Source organism: Trinickia camelliae (genome assembly GCF_053525655.1).
Window position 1 is genome coordinate 114,066 of sequence record NZ_JBCHAA010000014.1, and the last position, 15,169, is coordinate 129,234.

Sequence of the window (15,169 nt, forward strand, 5' to 3'; positions counted from 1 at the left end):
CGTTCACGTTCATGTTTGGAGCCGAATCGCCCTGATCGAATTGTCCAGCGTACGGGCGAAAAAAAACCGTCCGCGGGGCGGACGGCTTTTCTGGCGCGCAGGGCTGTGAGTATCAGCCGCCGCGGCGCATCAGATCGAAGAACTCGGAATTGCCCTTCGTCTGGCGGATCTTGTCGAGCAGGAATTCCATTGCCTCGACTTCGTCCATGTCGTGGATGAACTTGCGCAGCACCCAGATCTTCTGCAGGACTTCCGGCTTGATCAGCAGTTCTTCGCGGCGCGTGCCCGACTTGTTCAAGTTGATCGACGGGTATACGCGCTTCTCCGCGAGACGCCGCTCGAGGTGCACTTCCATGTTGCCGGTGCCCTTGAACTCTTCGTAGATCACGTCGTCCATGCGGCTGCCGGTTTCGATCAGCGCGGTGCCGATGATCGTGAGCGAGCCGCCTTCTTCGATGTTGCGCGCCGCGCCAAAGAAGCGCTTCGGACGTTGCAGCGCGTTCGCATCGACACCGCCCGTCAGCACCTTGCCAGACGCCGGAATGACCGTGTTATACGCACGTGCGAGACGTGTAATCGAGTCGAGCAGAATCACGACATCGTGCTTCATTTCGACGAGACGCTTGGCCTTCTCGATCACCATTTCGGCGACTTGCACGTGACGCGTGGCCGGTTCGTCGAACGTCGACGCGATCACTTCGCCCGCGACCGAGCGCTGCATTTCCGTCACTTCTTCCGGACGCTCGTCGATGAGCAGCACGAACAGGACGACATCGGGATGGTTCTGCTTGATCGCATGCGCGATGTGCTGAAGCATCACGGTCTTGCCCGACTTCGGCGACGCGACGAGCAGGCCGCGCTGGCCTTTGCCGATCGGCGCGATCATGTCGATGATGCGGCCGGTGACGTTCTCTTCGCCGCGCATTTCTCGCTCGAGCAAGAGCGGCTTGTTCGGGTGCAGCGGCGTGAGGTTCTCGAACATGATCTTGTGTTTCGAGGCCTCGGGCGGCTGCCCGTTGACTTTGTCGACCTTCACCAGCGCGAAGTAGCGCTCGCCGTCCTTCGGCGTGCGGACTTCGCCTTCGATGGTGTCGCCGGTGTGCAGATTGAAGCGGCGGATCTGCGACGGACTGATGTAGATGTCGTCGGTGCTCGCGAGGTACGACATTTCAGGCGAGCGCAGGAAACCGAAGCCGTCGGGCAGCACTTCGAGCGTGCCGTCGCCGAAAATGGTCTCGCCGGTCTTGGCGCGCTTCTTGAGAATGGCGAACATGAGTTCCTGCTTGCGCAGGCGGTTCGCGTTTTCGATCTCGAGGCCGTTCGCCATCTCGATCAATTGCGACACGTGCTGAGACTTAAGCTCGGATAAATGCATACGGAGAACCCGTCGGGGAGAGAAGGTGCGACGAAATGAAATCTGGGAGGAGGAATCGAGCGGAACCGCTCAGGGACTTACACGTCTTCTTGAAGTCTTATGATTCTAGCATAGCACACGCAAAAACCCGCCCGGGCGGCGGATTGGCACGCATGCTCCGCGCGTGTTGTCCACCGACAACACGCGCGGAGAACAACGATTAAAGATTGCTGTCGAGGAACGCCGTCAGTTGCGACTTCGACAAAGCGCCGACTTTCTGTGCAGCGACCGCGCCGTTCTTGAACAGGATCAGCGTGGGAATGCCGCGCACGCCGAACTTGACCGGCGTCGACTGATGTTCGTCCACATTGATCTTTGCGATTTGCAGGCGGTCGCCGTAATCCTTCGCGACCTCGTCGAGGATCGGGGCAATCATCTTGCAGGGACCGCACCACTCGGCCCAGAAGTCGAGCAGGACGGGTTTATCGGATTTCACGACGTCCTGTTCGAACGATGCGTCGCTGATGTGCTTGATTTGTTCGCTCATGAATGAATACCTCTTTCGGTTCGAGGTCCGCCTGAAAAATTGCTCGCCACGATACACCAAAACTGGGAAAAGTTCCGTTTGCGCTACCGCTCGATGAGTCCGGGCAAAACGCGTTGAAGCCTGGCTTCGAAGCGTTTTAACGTTCCGGAAACCGCGGTTTGCGGGTCATCCGAGCGTCATATTAGCCTAAATTGCTATGCGTTGCCGGTAGCGATAGTACTCATTCGCACAGTAGGGTTGTATGGGCTCCAATGCCTCACCGGACCTTCGATCGGCTTACGTATCGAGTCAGAAATGGAGGTGTCGCGAACGAATGCAATAGACGTGCTGCGCGATATTCTGGCGATTTAGATTCGCGCTATGCGGTGACCGATGATAGAATACGCCGTGACGGGCCTCCTCGCATGGAGGCGCGGTCAACCTGGTCAGGTCGGGAACGAAGCAGCCACAGCCGTTTTCCACCAGTGCCGAGGGTCGGGCTCGTCACCTTCCGCTTTTTCTTCCGTTTTTCCTCATCTTCCGCTGTCCATTCCCGCTTCGTCTTTCAGCCATTTAAAATCGTTGCTAGCCGACGTTGGCGTGTCGCGTCTGTGTGTCGTTGTGTCCTGATACAATTTCCGGATGACCTATCAAGTTCTCGCACGCAAGTGGCGACCGAAGGATTTCGCTTCGCTCGTCGGACAAGAACACGTCGTGCGCGCGCTCACGCACGCGCTTGACGGCGGGCGTCTGCACCACGCCTATCTGTTCACTGGAACCCGCGGCGTCGGCAAGACGACGCTCTCGCGCATCTTCGCCAAAGCGCTCAATTGCGAAACCGGCGTGACCGCGACCCCGTGCGGCGTGTGCCGCGCGTGCCGCGAGATCGACGAAGGTCGCTTTATCGACTATGTCGAGATGGATGCGGCGAGCAACCGCGGCGTCGACGAAATGGCGGCGCTGCTAGAGCGGGCGGTGTATGCGCCGGTCGATGCGCGCTTCAAGGTCTATATGATCGACGAAGTGCACATGCTGACCAACCACGCGTTCAATGCGATGCTGAAGACGCTGGAAGAGCCGCCCGCGCACGTCAAATTCATTCTCGCGACCACCGACCCGCAAAAGATTCCAGTCACGGTTCTCTCGCGCTGCCTGCAGTTCAATCTGAAGCAGATGCCGGCCGGGCATATCGTGTCGCACCTCGAGCGGATTCTCGGCGAAGAGCAGGTCGTGTTCGAGCCGCAGGCGCTGCGTCTGTTGGCGCGTGCAGCCGAGGGCAGCATGCGCGACGCACTGTCGCTGACCGATCAGGCGATCGCCTACTCGGCGAATCAGGTCTCCGAGGAAGCGGTGCGTGGCATGCTCGGCGCGCTCGATCAGAGCTATTTGATTCGTCTGCTCGACGCGCTCGTCGCCGGCGATGGTCCGCAAGTGCTGGCCGTCGCGGACGAGATGTCATTGCGCAGCTTGTCCTTTTCCAATGCGCTGCAGGATCTCGCGGGCTTGCTGCATCGGATTGCGTGGGCGCAGTTCGCGCCGACGTCGGTGCTCGACGAATGGCCCGAGGCGAACGACCTGCGGCGTTTCGCGGATGCGCTGACGCCTGAACACGTGCAGCTCTTCTATCAGATCGCGACGCTTGGCCGGAGCGAACTGGGTCTCGCGCCCGACGAATATGCGGGCTTCACGATGACGCTGCTGCGCATGCTGGCGTTCGAGCCGGCCGCGCCGGGCGGCGGGGGCGCCGCGCCCGCGCCGCGAGCGGCGGCGCCGGCAGTCGGCGGTGGTGCGGGCCGTCGGCCGACCACTGCGCCGACGGTTGCCGTGCAGGCGGCTTCGCCTGTGCAGAGGCCGGCCGCTTCGCCGTCGCCCACGGAGTCTTCACGTGATGCGTCGCCAGCGCAAGCGGCAGCGAGTCAGCAAGCTACCGCTGTGCCGCCAGCTGTTGAACCCGATCGCGGCGCCGTAAAGGCCGAGGCGGCTACAGAAATAGCGAGCGTGCCTGCGCAACAGACTGTCCAGCGCGCGGAGCCAGTAGCAACCTCGCCGGCGGCTGCAGCCGCGGAGCCGACATCTGAGCCAACACAGCAGGAAGCCGCGCCGCGTTCTCGCGCGGGTGGCGCAAGCGCTGCGCTAGACGTGCTACGCAACGCCGGCATGCGCGTCTCGACGGATCGCGGCCGCGCAGCGCCTGCCGCAACAAGTGCGAAACCTGCGCCGGCCGTCGTGCCCAAAGCGAGCGCGCCCCAAGTCAAGGTGCCCACGCCGCGCGCCGTGCCGCGAGAAGAGGCGGCGCGCCCGCCGGCTTCGAACGCCGCGCCGACTCCTCCTTGGGACGACATCCCGCTTGACGACTACGTCCCGGCATCTGCCGAAGACGCGTACTTCGCGCAGCCCGACGACGGTTTCGTCCCGGCCTTCGACAGCGCGCGCGATGACATGCGGATCGAGCCGAAAGCACCTCAAGCCGCAGCGCCGGTCGACACGCGTCCGTTGCCGCCGGCCATTCCGCTCGACGCGATCGGTTTCGACGGCGACTGGCCTTCGCTCGCTGCCGGCCTGCCGCTGAAAGGGATTTCTTATCAGCTCGCGTTCAACAGCGAACTGACGGCATTGGAAGGCGGCGCGTTGAAGCTGAGCGTTCCCGTGCCTCAGTACGCGGAAAGCTCGCAGGTCGCGAAGCTCAAGGCCGCGCTTGCCGAGAAGCTCGGCAAGCCGGTCGACGTGCAAGTCGAGGTCGGGCCTGCACGCCGCACGGCGGCGGCGCTCGATGCCGCGGCGCGCGCCGAGCGTCAACGCGAAGCCGAACGCGAGATCGGCACCGACCCGTTTGTGCAATCGCTGATCCGCGAATTCGGCGCGAGCATCGTGCCGGGTTCGATCCGCCCGATTGCGCCCGATGCGTCGGCGGGCGCCGGCAGCGCCGCGCACTGAGCCGAACCATCGACACCACGTCCCAGCATTCGCGGCGCGTTGCCAGCAGATAACACGCCGCATTGAAAACCCAATCGAATACGAAGGAGCAAGTCCATGATGAAAGGCCAACTCGCAGGGCTGATGAAGCAAGCCCAGCAGATGCAGGAAAACATGAAGAAGATGCAGGAGCAGCTCGCCCAGATCGAAGTCGAAGGGCAGTCGGGCGCGGGTCTCGTCAAGGTGACGATGACCTGCAAGAACGACGTGCGCCGTGTCCAGATCGACCCGAGCCTGCTCGCCGACGACAAGGACATGCTCGAGGACCTCGTCGCCGCCGCGTTCAACGATGCCGTGCGCAAGGCCGAGGCCACCGCGCAGGAAAAGATGGGCGGCATGACGGCCGGCCTGCCGCTTCCTCCGGGCTTCAAGCTGCCGTTCTAAGCAGCCGCTTTATTGATCGACAGCGCCGATTTGCATGAAACAACCCTCCGCCTTGTCGGCGCTCGTCGAAGCGCTGCGCGTGCTGCCCGGTGTCGGACCGAAGTCCGCGCAGCGGATGGCGTACCACCTGATGCAGCACGACCGCGACGGCGCCGAAAAGCTCGGGCACGCGTTGCTCTTCGCGACTGAGCATCTGCAGCACTGCGAGAAGTGCAACACGTTCACCGAAGCGCAGATCTGCGAGGTCTGCAGCGACGAGGAACGCGATCCGACGCTGTTGTGCGTCGTCGAAACGCCCGCCGATCAGATCATGCTCGAACAGACGCTGACCTATCGGGGGCTCTATTTCGTGCTGATGGGGCGGTTGAGCCCGCTCGACGGCATCGGCCCCAAGGAAATCCATTTCGACCGGCTCGTGAAGCGCGCATCGGACGGCGTCGTCAAGGAAGTTGTGCTTGCAACCAACTTCACGAATGAAGGCGAGGCGACCGCGCATTACCTCGGGCAGACGCTGAAGGCGCGCGGCCTCTCGGTGACCCGTCTTGCGCGCGGCGTGCCGGTGGGCGGCGAGCTCGAATACGTCGACGCCGGCACGATAGCGCGCGCGATGCTAGACAGACGCGCGCTTTAGTCCGCTCTGCAGGAAACCCATGACCGCAACCACCACCGGCCCTCTGGCGGGCATCAAAGTCCTCGAGCTCGGCACGCTGATCGCCGGGCCGTTTGCCGCGCGCTTTCTCGGCGAATTCGGCGCCGACGTCATCAAGATCGAAGATCCGAACGGCGGGGATCCGTTGCGCAAGTGGCGCAAGCTCTATCCGGAAGTCGGCGGCACCTCGCTGTGGTGGGCCGTGCAGGCGCGCAACAAGAAGTCGGTGACCGTCAACCTGAAAGCGGAAGAGGGCAAGGAGATCGTGCGGCGGCTCGCGAAGGAAGCCGATATCGTCGTCGAGAATTTCCGCCCGGGGCTGCTCGAAAAGCTCGGGCTCGGCTACGACGTGCTGTCGGCCGAGAACCCCGGCCTCGTGATGGTTCGGTTGTCGGGCTACGGGCAGACTGGGCCGTACCGTGACCGCCCGGGCTTTGGCGCGATCGCAGAATCGATGGGCGGGCTGCGCCACATCACCGGTTATCCGGATCTGCCGCCGCCGCGCATCGGCATTTCGATCGGCGATTCGATCGCGGCGCTGCACGGCGTGATCGGCGCACTGATGGCGCTGCATCACAAGCAGGTGAACGGCGGCAAAGGGCAGGTGGTCGACGTCGCGTTGTATGAGGCCGTCTTCAACATGATGGAGAGCGTCGTGCCCGAGTACGGCGTGTACGGGATGGTGCGCGAGCGCACCGGCGCGTCGCTGCCGGGCATCGTGCCGTCGAATACCTACCCGTGCAAGGATGGCAGCATCGTGATCGGCGGCAACAGCGATCCGATTTTCAAGCGCCTGATGACGGCGATCGACCGCGCCGATCTCGCCAACGACCCCGGTCTCGCGCACAACGACGGCCGCGTGCCGCGCACCCAGGAAATCGACGGTGCGATCGCGGCGTGGCTGTCGACCCGCACGATCGAAGAAGCGCTCGACGTGCTCAACGCGGCGGATGTGCCGGTCGGACGCATTTACAGCGTCGCCGATATGTTCACCGATCCGCAATACCTCGCGCGGCAGATGATCCAGCAGTTCAAATGGCAGGACGGACACGAGATCGCGCTGCCGAACGTGACGCCGAAACTGTCGGAAACGCCGGGCGAGACGCGCTGGCTCGGGCCGGAGCTCGGCGAGCATACGGACGCAGTCCTGCAATCGCTGGGTTACGACGCGGACCGGATTGCCGCGTTGCGTGAGCAGAAAATTATCTGAGCCGATCGCGCGCGCCGCTTCCGCGGTGCGCGCGATTCGCGAACGAGCGCGCCGGGCGCTTACGGCACGATGACGATTTTGCCGGTTACGCGGCGCTCGGCCATGTCACGCAGCGCACGCGGCGTGTCTTCGAGCGCGTAGCGCGCCGAGATATGCGGCCTCAGCTTGCCTTCTCGCATCCACTCGATCATCTGCTGGAACCCAGCCGCATTGCGCTGAGGCTCACGCTTTGCGAAGTCACCCCAGAACACGCCGACCAGGCTTGCGCCTTTGAGCAGCGCCAGATTCAGCGGCAGCTTCGGGATCTCGCCGTTCGCGAATCCGACCACCAGATAACGCCCGCGCCAAGCGATGCTGCGAAACGCGGGCTCCGCATAAGCGCCTCCAACCGGGTCGTAAATGACGTCCGGACCTTTGCCGTCGGTGAGCGCCTTGATGCGCTCGCGCAGGTCGTCACGCGTGTAGTTGATCGTCGCATCGGCGCCGTGCTCGACGCATACCGCGAGCTTCTCGTCGGTGGACGCGGCGGCGATCACGCGTGCGCCGAGCGCTTTGCCGATTTCGACGGCGGCAAGGCCGACACCGCCTGCCGCGCCTAGTACGAGCATCGTTTCACCGGCCTGCAACGCGGCGCGATCGACGACCGCGTGATGCGATGTGCCATACGCGAGCGTGAACGCGGCGGCGACCGCGAGATCGGCTTCGTCGGGCAGCGGCACGCAGGCTCCGGCAGGCGCTACCGCCTGCTCGGCGAATCCGCCCAACGCCGTGTACGCCACGACGTGCATACCCGGCCGCACATGCTCGACGCCATCGCCCACGGCGCGTACGATCCCGGCCACTTCGGCGCCTGGCGTGAACGGCAGTTCCGGCTTCAACTGGTACTTGTTCTCGATGATCAGCACGTCGGGGAAGTTAACGCTCGCAGCCTTGACGTCGATTACGACCTGACCGGCTTGCGGTTGCAGATCGGGCAAGGTCTCGACCGTCAGGCTTTCCGGCGGTCCGTATTGATTGCAGCGGATGGCGCGCATCGTGTCTCCTTCGTTGAATGGCGAGTAGAAAGCGTAGCGAATCCGGGTGCCGGAATTCGGCTTGGGCCAGTGTAAACCACCGCGAGCGACCGTACGTTTTCCGACCGGCGCAACATACCCCGAAGCGCCTGCCAGCGTGTCGTTCGCGTGCCTTCTTTCCTCGGTTACAATCGCCGCATGCGAATCCTACTGAGTAACGACGACGGTTATCTGGCGCCCGGGCTCGCCGCGCTTTACGACGCGCTCAAGCCGCTGGCCGATATCACAGTGATGGCGCCCGAGCAGAATTGCAGCGGCGCATCGAACTCGCTCACGCTGTCGCGGCCGCTGTCCGTGCTGCGTTCGGCGAACGGCTTCTATTATGTGAACGGCACGCCGACCGACTCCGTGCACATCGCGCTGACCGGCATGCTCGATCACAAGCCCGATCTCGTCATTTCCGGCATCAACAACGGCCAGAACATCGGCGAGGACACGCTCTACTCGGGGACGGTCGCCGCCGCGACGGAAGGTGTGATGTTCGGCGTGCCGTCGATCGCTTTTTCGCTCGTCGACAAAGACTGGGTGCATCTGCAAGACGCGGCGCGCGTGGCGGTCGATATCGTCAAGCATTTCCTCGAGAATCCGCTGCCCGGCCATCCGCTTTTGAACGTCAACATCCCGAACCTGCCGTATGAGCAGTTGAGCGATTGGCAAGTGACGCGGCTCGGCAAGCGTCATCCCTCGCAGCCGGTGATCCGCCAGACCAATCCGCGCGGCGAGCCGATCTACTGGATCGGACCGTCGGGCGCGGCGCTCGACGCGAGCGAAGGCACCGATTTCCACGCCATCGCAAACGGCCGGGTGTCGATCACGCCGCTGCAACTCGATCTCACGCATACGCAAATGCTGGCCGCGACGCGCGAATGGGCGCGCGCCGGGCGTCACGCTTCATGACGAGCGAGCGCGCCAAGCGTTTTCCCCTGGAACTCGCCGATCTCAAGCGCGAGTCGCGCAAGCCGCAAGGCCGCGCGGGGGAGTCGCGCGGGCCGGCGACCGTACGGACCGAGCCGGCGCGCGCTGTTGCGCGCGCACATGACGCTCGCGTCGAACGCCATCCAGCCAAAACGGCCGAAAAGAGCAACGCACCGAATGTCGCTTTGAACGGCACGCTTGCGCTGACGTCGGAACGCGTGCGCGAACGGATGGTCGAACGCCTTCGAGCAAACGGCGTGACCGATCCGCGCGTCTTGAATGCGATGTCGGTCGTGCCGCGCCACATGTTTGTCGATCCCGGCCTCGCGACTCAGGCTTACGAGGATGCGGCGCTGCCGATCGGTCACCACCAGACGATTTCGAAGCCATCGGTCGTCGCGCGCATGATCGAACTCGCGGCGGCCGGTCGCAAGCTCGAACGCGTGCTCGAAATCGGCACGGGCTGCGGCTATCAGGCCGCCGTGCTGAGCCAGGTGGCGCGCGATGTGTATTCGATTGAACGAATCAGGCCGCTTTACGAGCGCGCGAAGACCAACTTGCGGCCCCTGCGCGTGCCGAACATCCGCTTGCATTACGGCGATGGGCGCGTCGGCCTGCCGTCGGCGGCGCCGTTCGATGCGATCGTGATCGCTGCTGCCGGGCTCGATGTCCCGCAAGCGCTGCTCGAGCAGCTTGCCGTGGGCGGACGCCTGGTCGCGCCGGTCGGTGCGCAAAGCGGACAGGCTCAGGTGCTCACGCTCGTCGAGCGTCTCGGGCCCAGCCAGTGGCGCGAGTCGCGGCTTGATCGCGTTTTCTTTGTCCCCTTAAAATCCGGAGTGATTTGACACCGATGAGTATGTTGCGCGCGATGCATAGTAATAGTTCAAATGTCCGGTTCACCGTAGCTCAGCGTGCCTTCTGCGTAGTGGTGCTCTCGGCGCTGACGGCTTGCGCGACGCGGCTCGATAATGCGCCGGTCGTCGACCGCTCTTCTTCCGCTCAAGCTGGGGCCGCTGCTCAGGCTCCCGTGCCGCTCGGCCCGCCGCCTCCTGGCTACTACCGTGTGAAGCCGGGCGATACGCTTTACCGGATCGCGCTCGAGAACGGCCAGAATTATCGCGACATCGCGACCTGGAACAATCTCGCGAATCCGAACCAAATCGAAGTCGACCAATTGCTGCGCGTCGCGCCGCCGGGTGCGAACGTTGCGGCGGTGACGCCGGGCGTTGCGACTGCGCCGATCGGTGGCGGCGCCGTGCAGAGCGCTCCGCTTGCGAACAACGCACCAGCCGGTGCTTCGGGTGTGAATCCGGCGCAGCCGCCCGTGTACGGCTCCGCACCCGCCGTGACCACGATTCCGCCGCAACCCGGCGCAAGCGATGCGGCCGCGTCGGTCGGCAACATCGCTTTTGCGTGGCCGGCGCGCGGACCGATCCTCGGCACGTTCGACGACGCGAGCAACAAGGGCATCAATATTGGCGGGGCAGCGGGTACGGCTGTGCAAGCCTCGGCGGATGGACGTGTCGTTTACGCTGGAAATGGGCTGCGCGGCTACGGCAATCTCATTATCATCAAGCATGACGCAACTTATCTCACCGCGTATGCACACAACCGCGCTTTGATGGTAAAAGAGGGGGACGCGGTGACCAAAGGGCAGAAGATCGCCGAAATGGGCAATAGCGATTCGGACCGCGTGATGTTGCATTTCGAAGTTCGCCGGCAGGGCAAACCTGTCGACCCGCTGAAGTACTTGCCGCCGCAATAAGCGAAACGACCATGCCGAAATCGAAGCGCCGCCCGCAGCAAGATGAGACCGAAACGCTCAGCCGTGTCGCGCACGCCTTGGAGTCGGACTCCGGCGCTTCGACGAGCGAGCCCGAGGAGGAGCTCGTCGAGAACGAGCCCGAACTCGAAGAGCGTCACAACGGTGCGGACGATTCCGGCGACGCGGCCGATTCAGCGAGCGAAGCGGCACCCGATCCCGACGATTTCCGCGCCCTGTTGCAGGCCGAGCTGACTGCTGACACGATTCAGCACTATTTGAACCGCATCAGCGTGAAGCCGCTCTTGACCGTCGAGGAAGAGCAGCGCTATTCGCGGCTCGCCAAAGCGGGCGAGTTCGAGGCGCGGCAGGTGATGATCGAGCGCAACCTGCGGCTCGTCGTCAGCATCGCGAAGGGCTATCTGAACCGTGGCGTGCCGTTGCTCGATCTGATCGAGGAAGGCAACCTGGGCCTCATGCACGCGATCGAGAAATTCGACCCGACGCGCGGCTTCCGTTTTTCGACGTATGCGACCTGGTGGATTCGCCAGAGCATCGAGCGCGCGATCATGAACCAAGCGCGCACGGTGCGGCTGCCCGTGCACGTGATCCGCGAACTCAATCAGGTGCTGCGCGCGAAGCGTCACCTGGAAAAGAACTCGATGAATTCCGGCGAAGCGGCGGACCGGCGCGACGCGAGCATCGACGATATCGCCTACCTGACCGGCAAGACGACCGACGAAGTCACCGATATCCTCGCGCTGAACGAGCACACGGCGTCGCTCGACGCGCCGCTCGATCTCGATCCCGCGAGCAGCCTGCTCGATCTGCTGTCGGACGACCAGAGCCAGTCGCCCGATGCCGAAGTCCAGCACCGCGAACTCGAAACGCTCACGCGCGCGTGGCTGTCGCGTTTGTCGGATAAGCACCGGCACGTGATCGAACGCCGCTTCGGCTTGAATCACATCGAGCCCGCGACGCTCGAAGAGCTTGCGGACGAAATGGGCCTCACGCGCGAGCGCGTGCGGCAAATCCAGCAAGAAGCGCTCGTGCGCTTGAAGCGCTTCTTTGCGTCCAACGGCGTGCGCAAGGACGCTGTTCTCTAATCGATGATTCCCATTCTGGTTTTCGACATCGAGACGATTCCCGATGTCGCCGGCATTCGCCGTCTTGAAGATCTTCCCGCCACGCTGTCCGATGCCGAAGTCGCCGAGCACGCTTTCGCGGCGCGCCGCGAAAAGACCGGCAGCGATTTTCTGCCGCACCATCTCCAGCGCATCGCCGCGATCTCGTGTGTGTTTCGCGACCGCACGGGTTTGCGTGTGCGCTCGCTCGGCACGCTCGAGGACTCGGAAGCGACGCTGATCCAGTCGTTCTATCGCGTGATCGAAAAGTACACGCCGCAGCTTGTTTCCTGGAACGGCGGCGGATTCGATTTGCCGGTGCTGCACTACCGGGCGCTGGTCCACGGCGTGTCCGCGTCGCGCTACTGGGATCTCGGCGAGGACGATCGAGAATTCAAGTGGAACAACTACATTAGCCGCTATCACTCGCGCCACACGGATTTGATGGACGTGCTCGCGATGTATCAGGCGCGCGCGAACGCGCCGCTGGACGCACTTGCGAAGCTGTGCGGCTTTCCCGGCAAGCTCGGGATGGACGGCGGCCAGGTGTGGACGGCGTTTCAGGAAGGGCGCATCGAAGAAATCCGCAACTACTGCGAGACGGACGTCGTCAACACGTACTTGTTGTACTGCCGCTTTCAATTGATGCGCGGAGCGTTTTCGCAGGACGAATACACCGACGAGATCGCATTCGTCAAAAATACGCTCGCGCAGGAACCGGCGCCGCACTGGGCCGAATATCTCGAAGCCTTCGAGGGCTGAGTCGAAAGTGAAAAGCGTGCCCGGCTGACAACGTTTCAGTCGAGTTCCAGCAATACCGGCTGGTGATCCGAGGCGTGCGTCGCACTGTCGATTTCGCAACGCTTGAGGCGCGGCCGCAAATCCTCGGTGACGAACACGAAATCGCACGCTATCGGCCCGGATGACCACTGTACGGTGTCGTAGACGCCAGCCGTCATCGGCGGCGTCTTGCCGGGGTGCAGCGTCGTCCAGGCGTCGATAAAGGCTGGGGCGCCGTGCGGATTCTCGTTGAGCGGGGCGACGAAGCGCTGGTACGCCTCGCTGTCGAACGCACTGTTGAAATCGCCGCACACGATCGCGCTGACAGGACGAGCGGTGGCGGCAAACGGTCCGGTCGCGTTTTCGGCGGGAGCCGAGCGGGCCGCATGCGCGGCGGCCTCCAGATGTAGCCGGCGCAGCTCGTCGACTTGCGCGAGGCGCTGCTTCAGCGAATAGAACTCCAGATGCGTGGTCACGACGCGCACGGATCCGCCCGGCGCGCGCAGCACCGCTTCCAGCGCCACACGCTGCATCGATGGCGCGTCGGGGTCGGCGGGCCAGGGCAGCGTATGCCGGATCACTTGCTCGACCGGCAGCCTCGTCACGATCGCATTTCCGAATTGCCGCCTTGGCGCGCTAGCTTCGAGCGGAGGCAGATCGGCGCCGATCGCGTCGAGCACCGTGAAGCCGGGCAGGGCGGCTTCGAGTTCGGCGAATTGATCGCCGGACGGCCGGCCCGGCAGCGCGCCGAAGCCGCGCGTGATCTCCTGTAGGCAGAGCACGTCGAAATCGGCAATCCGCTTCGCCTCGGCGAGCGTTCGCGGAAGATCGACGTCGCCGCTCGCGTCGCGTCCCCACTGGACATTCCAACAGATCAGTCGCATCGTCAAATCTCCGTTGTGGTTTGCCGTTCGTCTACAATCTCGCCTTTCGTTAATGTCTGTCAGGAATCCGCAGGTGTCCGAATCCCCCAACCGTAGCGGGCGCAAGCTGAAAAGCGCGCCGGCGCCGTCCGCCTCTCCCGTTAGTGCCCCGATTCTCGAGATCGAATCGCTCGATATGGAAGCGCGCGGCGTGGGTCGCCTCGTCACGGAAACTGGCGAGCCCGGCAAGGTGATCTTCGTCGAAGGCGCGCTGCCTGGCGAGCGTGTCAGCTATTCGAGTTATCGCAAGAAGCCGAGTTTCGAGCAGGCGCAGGTTGTCGACGTGCTGCGTGAAAGCGTGCTGCGCACCAAACCGCAATGCCGTTTTTTCGGCACCTGCGGCGGTTGTTCGATGCAACATCTCGACGTGCGCGCGCAAGTCGCCGTCAAGCAGCGCGTGCTCGAAGACAACCTGCAGCATCTCGCGAAGCTGTGCGCCGAGACGGTATTCAGGCCGATTCAGGGGCCGTCGTGGGGCTACCGGTATCGCGCGCGCCTGACCGTGCGCAACGTGGTGAAAAAGGGCGGTGTGCTGGTCGGCTTTCACGAGCGCAAAAGCAGCTACGTCGCCGATATGACGAGTTGCGAAGTGCTTCCGCCTCATGTCTCGGCGATGCTCGTGCCGTTGCGCCGGCTGGTCGAGGGGCTGTCGATTCGCGATCGGATGCCGCAGATCGAGCTGGCCGTCGGCTCGCAAGTCACCGCGCTGGTGCTGCGCGTGCTCGAGCCGATCAACGCCGCTGATGAGGCGCTGCTGCGCGAGTTCGCCGATGCCCATCAGGTGCAGTTCTGGCTGCAGCCGAAGGGTCCGGACACGGTCGTGCCTTTCTACCCGCTCGACGTGCCGCTCGACTACACACTGCCGGAATTCAACATCCGGATGCCGTTCAAACCGACCGATTTCACGCAGGTCAATCATCAGATCAACCGCGTGCTGGTGGGCCGCGCATTGCGGCTGCTGGCGCCAGGGCGTGGCGATCGCGTGCTCGATCTCTTTTGCGGAATCGGCAACTTCACGCTGCCGCTGGCCCGCCTTGCGCGCGAAGTCGTGGGGATCGAAGGCAGCGAAGCGCTGACGACCCGGGCGCTCGCGAACGCCAAGGAAAACGGCGTCGACGGGCATACCTCGTTCGCGTGCCGCAATTTGTTCGAAGTCACGGCCGACGACCTGCGCGCGCTTGGGGCATTCGACAAGTTTCTCGTCGATCCGCCGCGCGAGGGCGCGCTGGCTGTTTCGAAGGCGCTCGCCGAGATCGCACAGAGTGGTGACGGCCCGCTGCCGTCGCGCATCGTCTACGTGTCGTGCAATCCGTCGACACTCGCGCGCGACGCTGGCCTGCTCGTTCACGAGGCGGGCTACCGGCTGAAAGGCGCGGGTGTGGTCAATATGTTCCCGCACACGTCCCACGTGGAATCGATCGCGCTGTTCGAGCGCGACTAGAAGGCAACCAAGCCGGCGATTCGTAAACCTCGCGCGCATAAAAAAACCGGCCCGA

The 15,169-nt window shown here is 63.6% G+C and carries 14 protein-coding genes and 1 other RNA gene; 11 read left to right on the top strand and 4 right to left on the bottom strand.

Annotated features, from left to right (window positions below; all coding sequences use genetic code 11):
• Nucleotides 1-112 precede the first annotated feature (112 nt).
• Nucleotides 113-1,375 carry a transcription termination factor Rho gene (rho, locus tag AAHK20_RS22535; RefSeq protein ID WP_136893545.1) on the bottom strand — a complete coding sequence of 421 codons (1,263 nt, stop codon included), beginning with the start codon at nucleotides 1,373-1,375 and terminating at the stop codon, nucleotides 113-115.
• A gap of 199 nt (nucleotides 1,376-1,574) precedes the next feature.
• Entirely contained in the window at nucleotides 1,575-1,901 is a 327-nt protein-coding gene (gene trxA, locus AAHK20_RS22540; protein WP_137332284.1) for a thioredoxin TrxA, read from the bottom strand.
• A gap of 389 nt (nucleotides 1,902-2,290) precedes the next feature.
• Here trxA and ffs point away from each other — a divergent pair.
• The 5 genes from ffs (at nucleotide 2,291) to AAHK20_RS22565 (ending at nucleotide 7,096) form a co-directional block, all read left to right on the top strand.
• Nucleotides 2,291-2,389, top strand: an RNA gene (gene ffs / locus AAHK20_RS22545) — signal recognition particle sRNA small type.
• A 133-nt stretch (nucleotides 2,390-2,522) separates the two neighbouring features.
• On the top strand, nucleotides 2,523-4,814 hold the full coding sequence (locus tag AAHK20_RS22550; RefSeq protein WP_449183721.1) for a DNA polymerase III subunit gamma/tau: 2,292 nt from the start codon (nucleotides 2,523-2,525) through the stop codon (nucleotides 4,812-4,814).
• Between the two features lie 96 nt (nucleotides 4,815-4,910).
• Complete coding sequence (locus AAHK20_RS22555; RefSeq protein WP_136893548.1) at nucleotides 4,911-5,237, top strand: YbaB/EbfC family nucleoid-associated protein; 327 nt, start codon at nucleotides 4,911-4,913, stop codon at nucleotides 5,235-5,237.
• A 34-nt stretch (nucleotides 5,238-5,271) separates the two neighbouring features.
• Nucleotides 5,272-5,868, top strand: a complete 597-nt coding sequence (recR, locus tag AAHK20_RS22560; protein WP_449183722.1) for a recombination mediator RecR — start codon at nucleotides 5,272-5,274, stop codon at nucleotides 5,866-5,868.
• Between the two features lie 19 nt (nucleotides 5,869-5,887).
• Complete coding sequence (locus AAHK20_RS22565) at nucleotides 5,888-7,096, top strand: CaiB/BaiF CoA transferase family protein (protein WP_449183723.1); 1,209 nt, start codon at nucleotides 5,888-5,890, stop codon at nucleotides 7,094-7,096.
• A 59-nt stretch (nucleotides 7,097-7,155) separates the two neighbouring features.
• On the opposite strand, the gene AAHK20_RS22570 is transcribed toward AAHK20_RS22565, so the two are convergent.
• Complete coding sequence (locus tag AAHK20_RS22570; protein WP_449183724.1) at nucleotides 7,156-8,130, bottom strand: NADPH:quinone oxidoreductase family protein; 975 nt, start codon at nucleotides 8,128-8,130, stop codon at nucleotides 7,156-7,158.
• Nucleotides 8,131-8,307: 177 nt separating this feature from the next.
• On the opposite strand from AAHK20_RS22570, the gene surE reads away from it, so the two are divergent.
• From surE to AAHK20_RS22595, 5 genes are read left to right on the top strand one after another with little or no spacing between them, the layout of a single operon-like run.
• Nucleotides 8,308-9,066: a 5'/3'-nucleotidase SurE gene (gene surE, locus AAHK20_RS22575; protein WP_449183725.1), complete on the top strand. Its 759-nt coding sequence runs from the start codon at nucleotides 8,308-8,310 to the stop codon at nucleotides 9,064-9,066.
• Nucleotides 9,063-9,929 (top strand): protein-L-isoaspartate(D-aspartate) O-methyltransferase, encoded by an 867-nt coding sequence (locus tag AAHK20_RS22580; protein ID WP_449183726.1) that lies wholly within the window; start codon nucleotides 9,063-9,065, stop codon nucleotides 9,927-9,929. Before surE ends, AAHK20_RS22580 begins: the two co-directional genes overlap by 4 nt.
• Before the next feature lie 5 nt (nucleotides 9,930-9,934).
• Nucleotides 9,935-10,849, top strand: a complete 915-nt coding sequence (locus AAHK20_RS22585) for a peptidoglycan DD-metalloendopeptidase family protein (protein WP_449183727.1) — start codon at nucleotides 9,935-9,937, stop codon at nucleotides 10,847-10,849.
• An 11-nt stretch (nucleotides 10,850-10,860) separates the two neighbouring features.
• Entirely contained in the window at nucleotides 10,861-11,952 is a 1,092-nt protein-coding gene (gene rpoS, locus AAHK20_RS22590) for an RNA polymerase sigma factor RpoS (protein ID WP_449183728.1), read from the top strand.
• Between the two features lie 3 nt (nucleotides 11,953-11,955).
• Nucleotides 11,956-12,732 carry a 3'-5' exonuclease gene (locus AAHK20_RS22595; protein ID WP_449183729.1) on the top strand — a complete coding sequence of 259 codons (777 nt, stop codon included), beginning with the start codon at nucleotides 11,956-11,958 and terminating at the stop codon, nucleotides 12,730-12,732.
• 35 nt (nucleotides 12,733-12,767) lie between these two features.
• Here the strand turns inward: AAHK20_RS22595 and AAHK20_RS22600 are convergent, their stop codons facing one another.
• Complete coding sequence (locus tag AAHK20_RS22600) at nucleotides 12,768-13,634, bottom strand: endonuclease/exonuclease/phosphatase family protein (RefSeq protein ID WP_449183730.1); 867 nt, start codon at nucleotides 13,632-13,634, stop codon at nucleotides 12,768-12,770.
• Nucleotides 13,635-13,686: 52 nt separating this feature from the next.
• Between AAHK20_RS22600 and rlmD the strand changes: the two genes are divergently transcribed.
• Complete coding sequence (rlmD, locus tag AAHK20_RS22605; RefSeq protein ID WP_449183731.1) at nucleotides 13,687-15,114, top strand: 23S rRNA (uracil(1939)-C(5))-methyltransferase RlmD; 1,428 nt, start codon at nucleotides 13,687-13,689, stop codon at nucleotides 15,112-15,114.
• Nucleotides 15,115-15,169 lie beyond the last annotated feature (55 nt).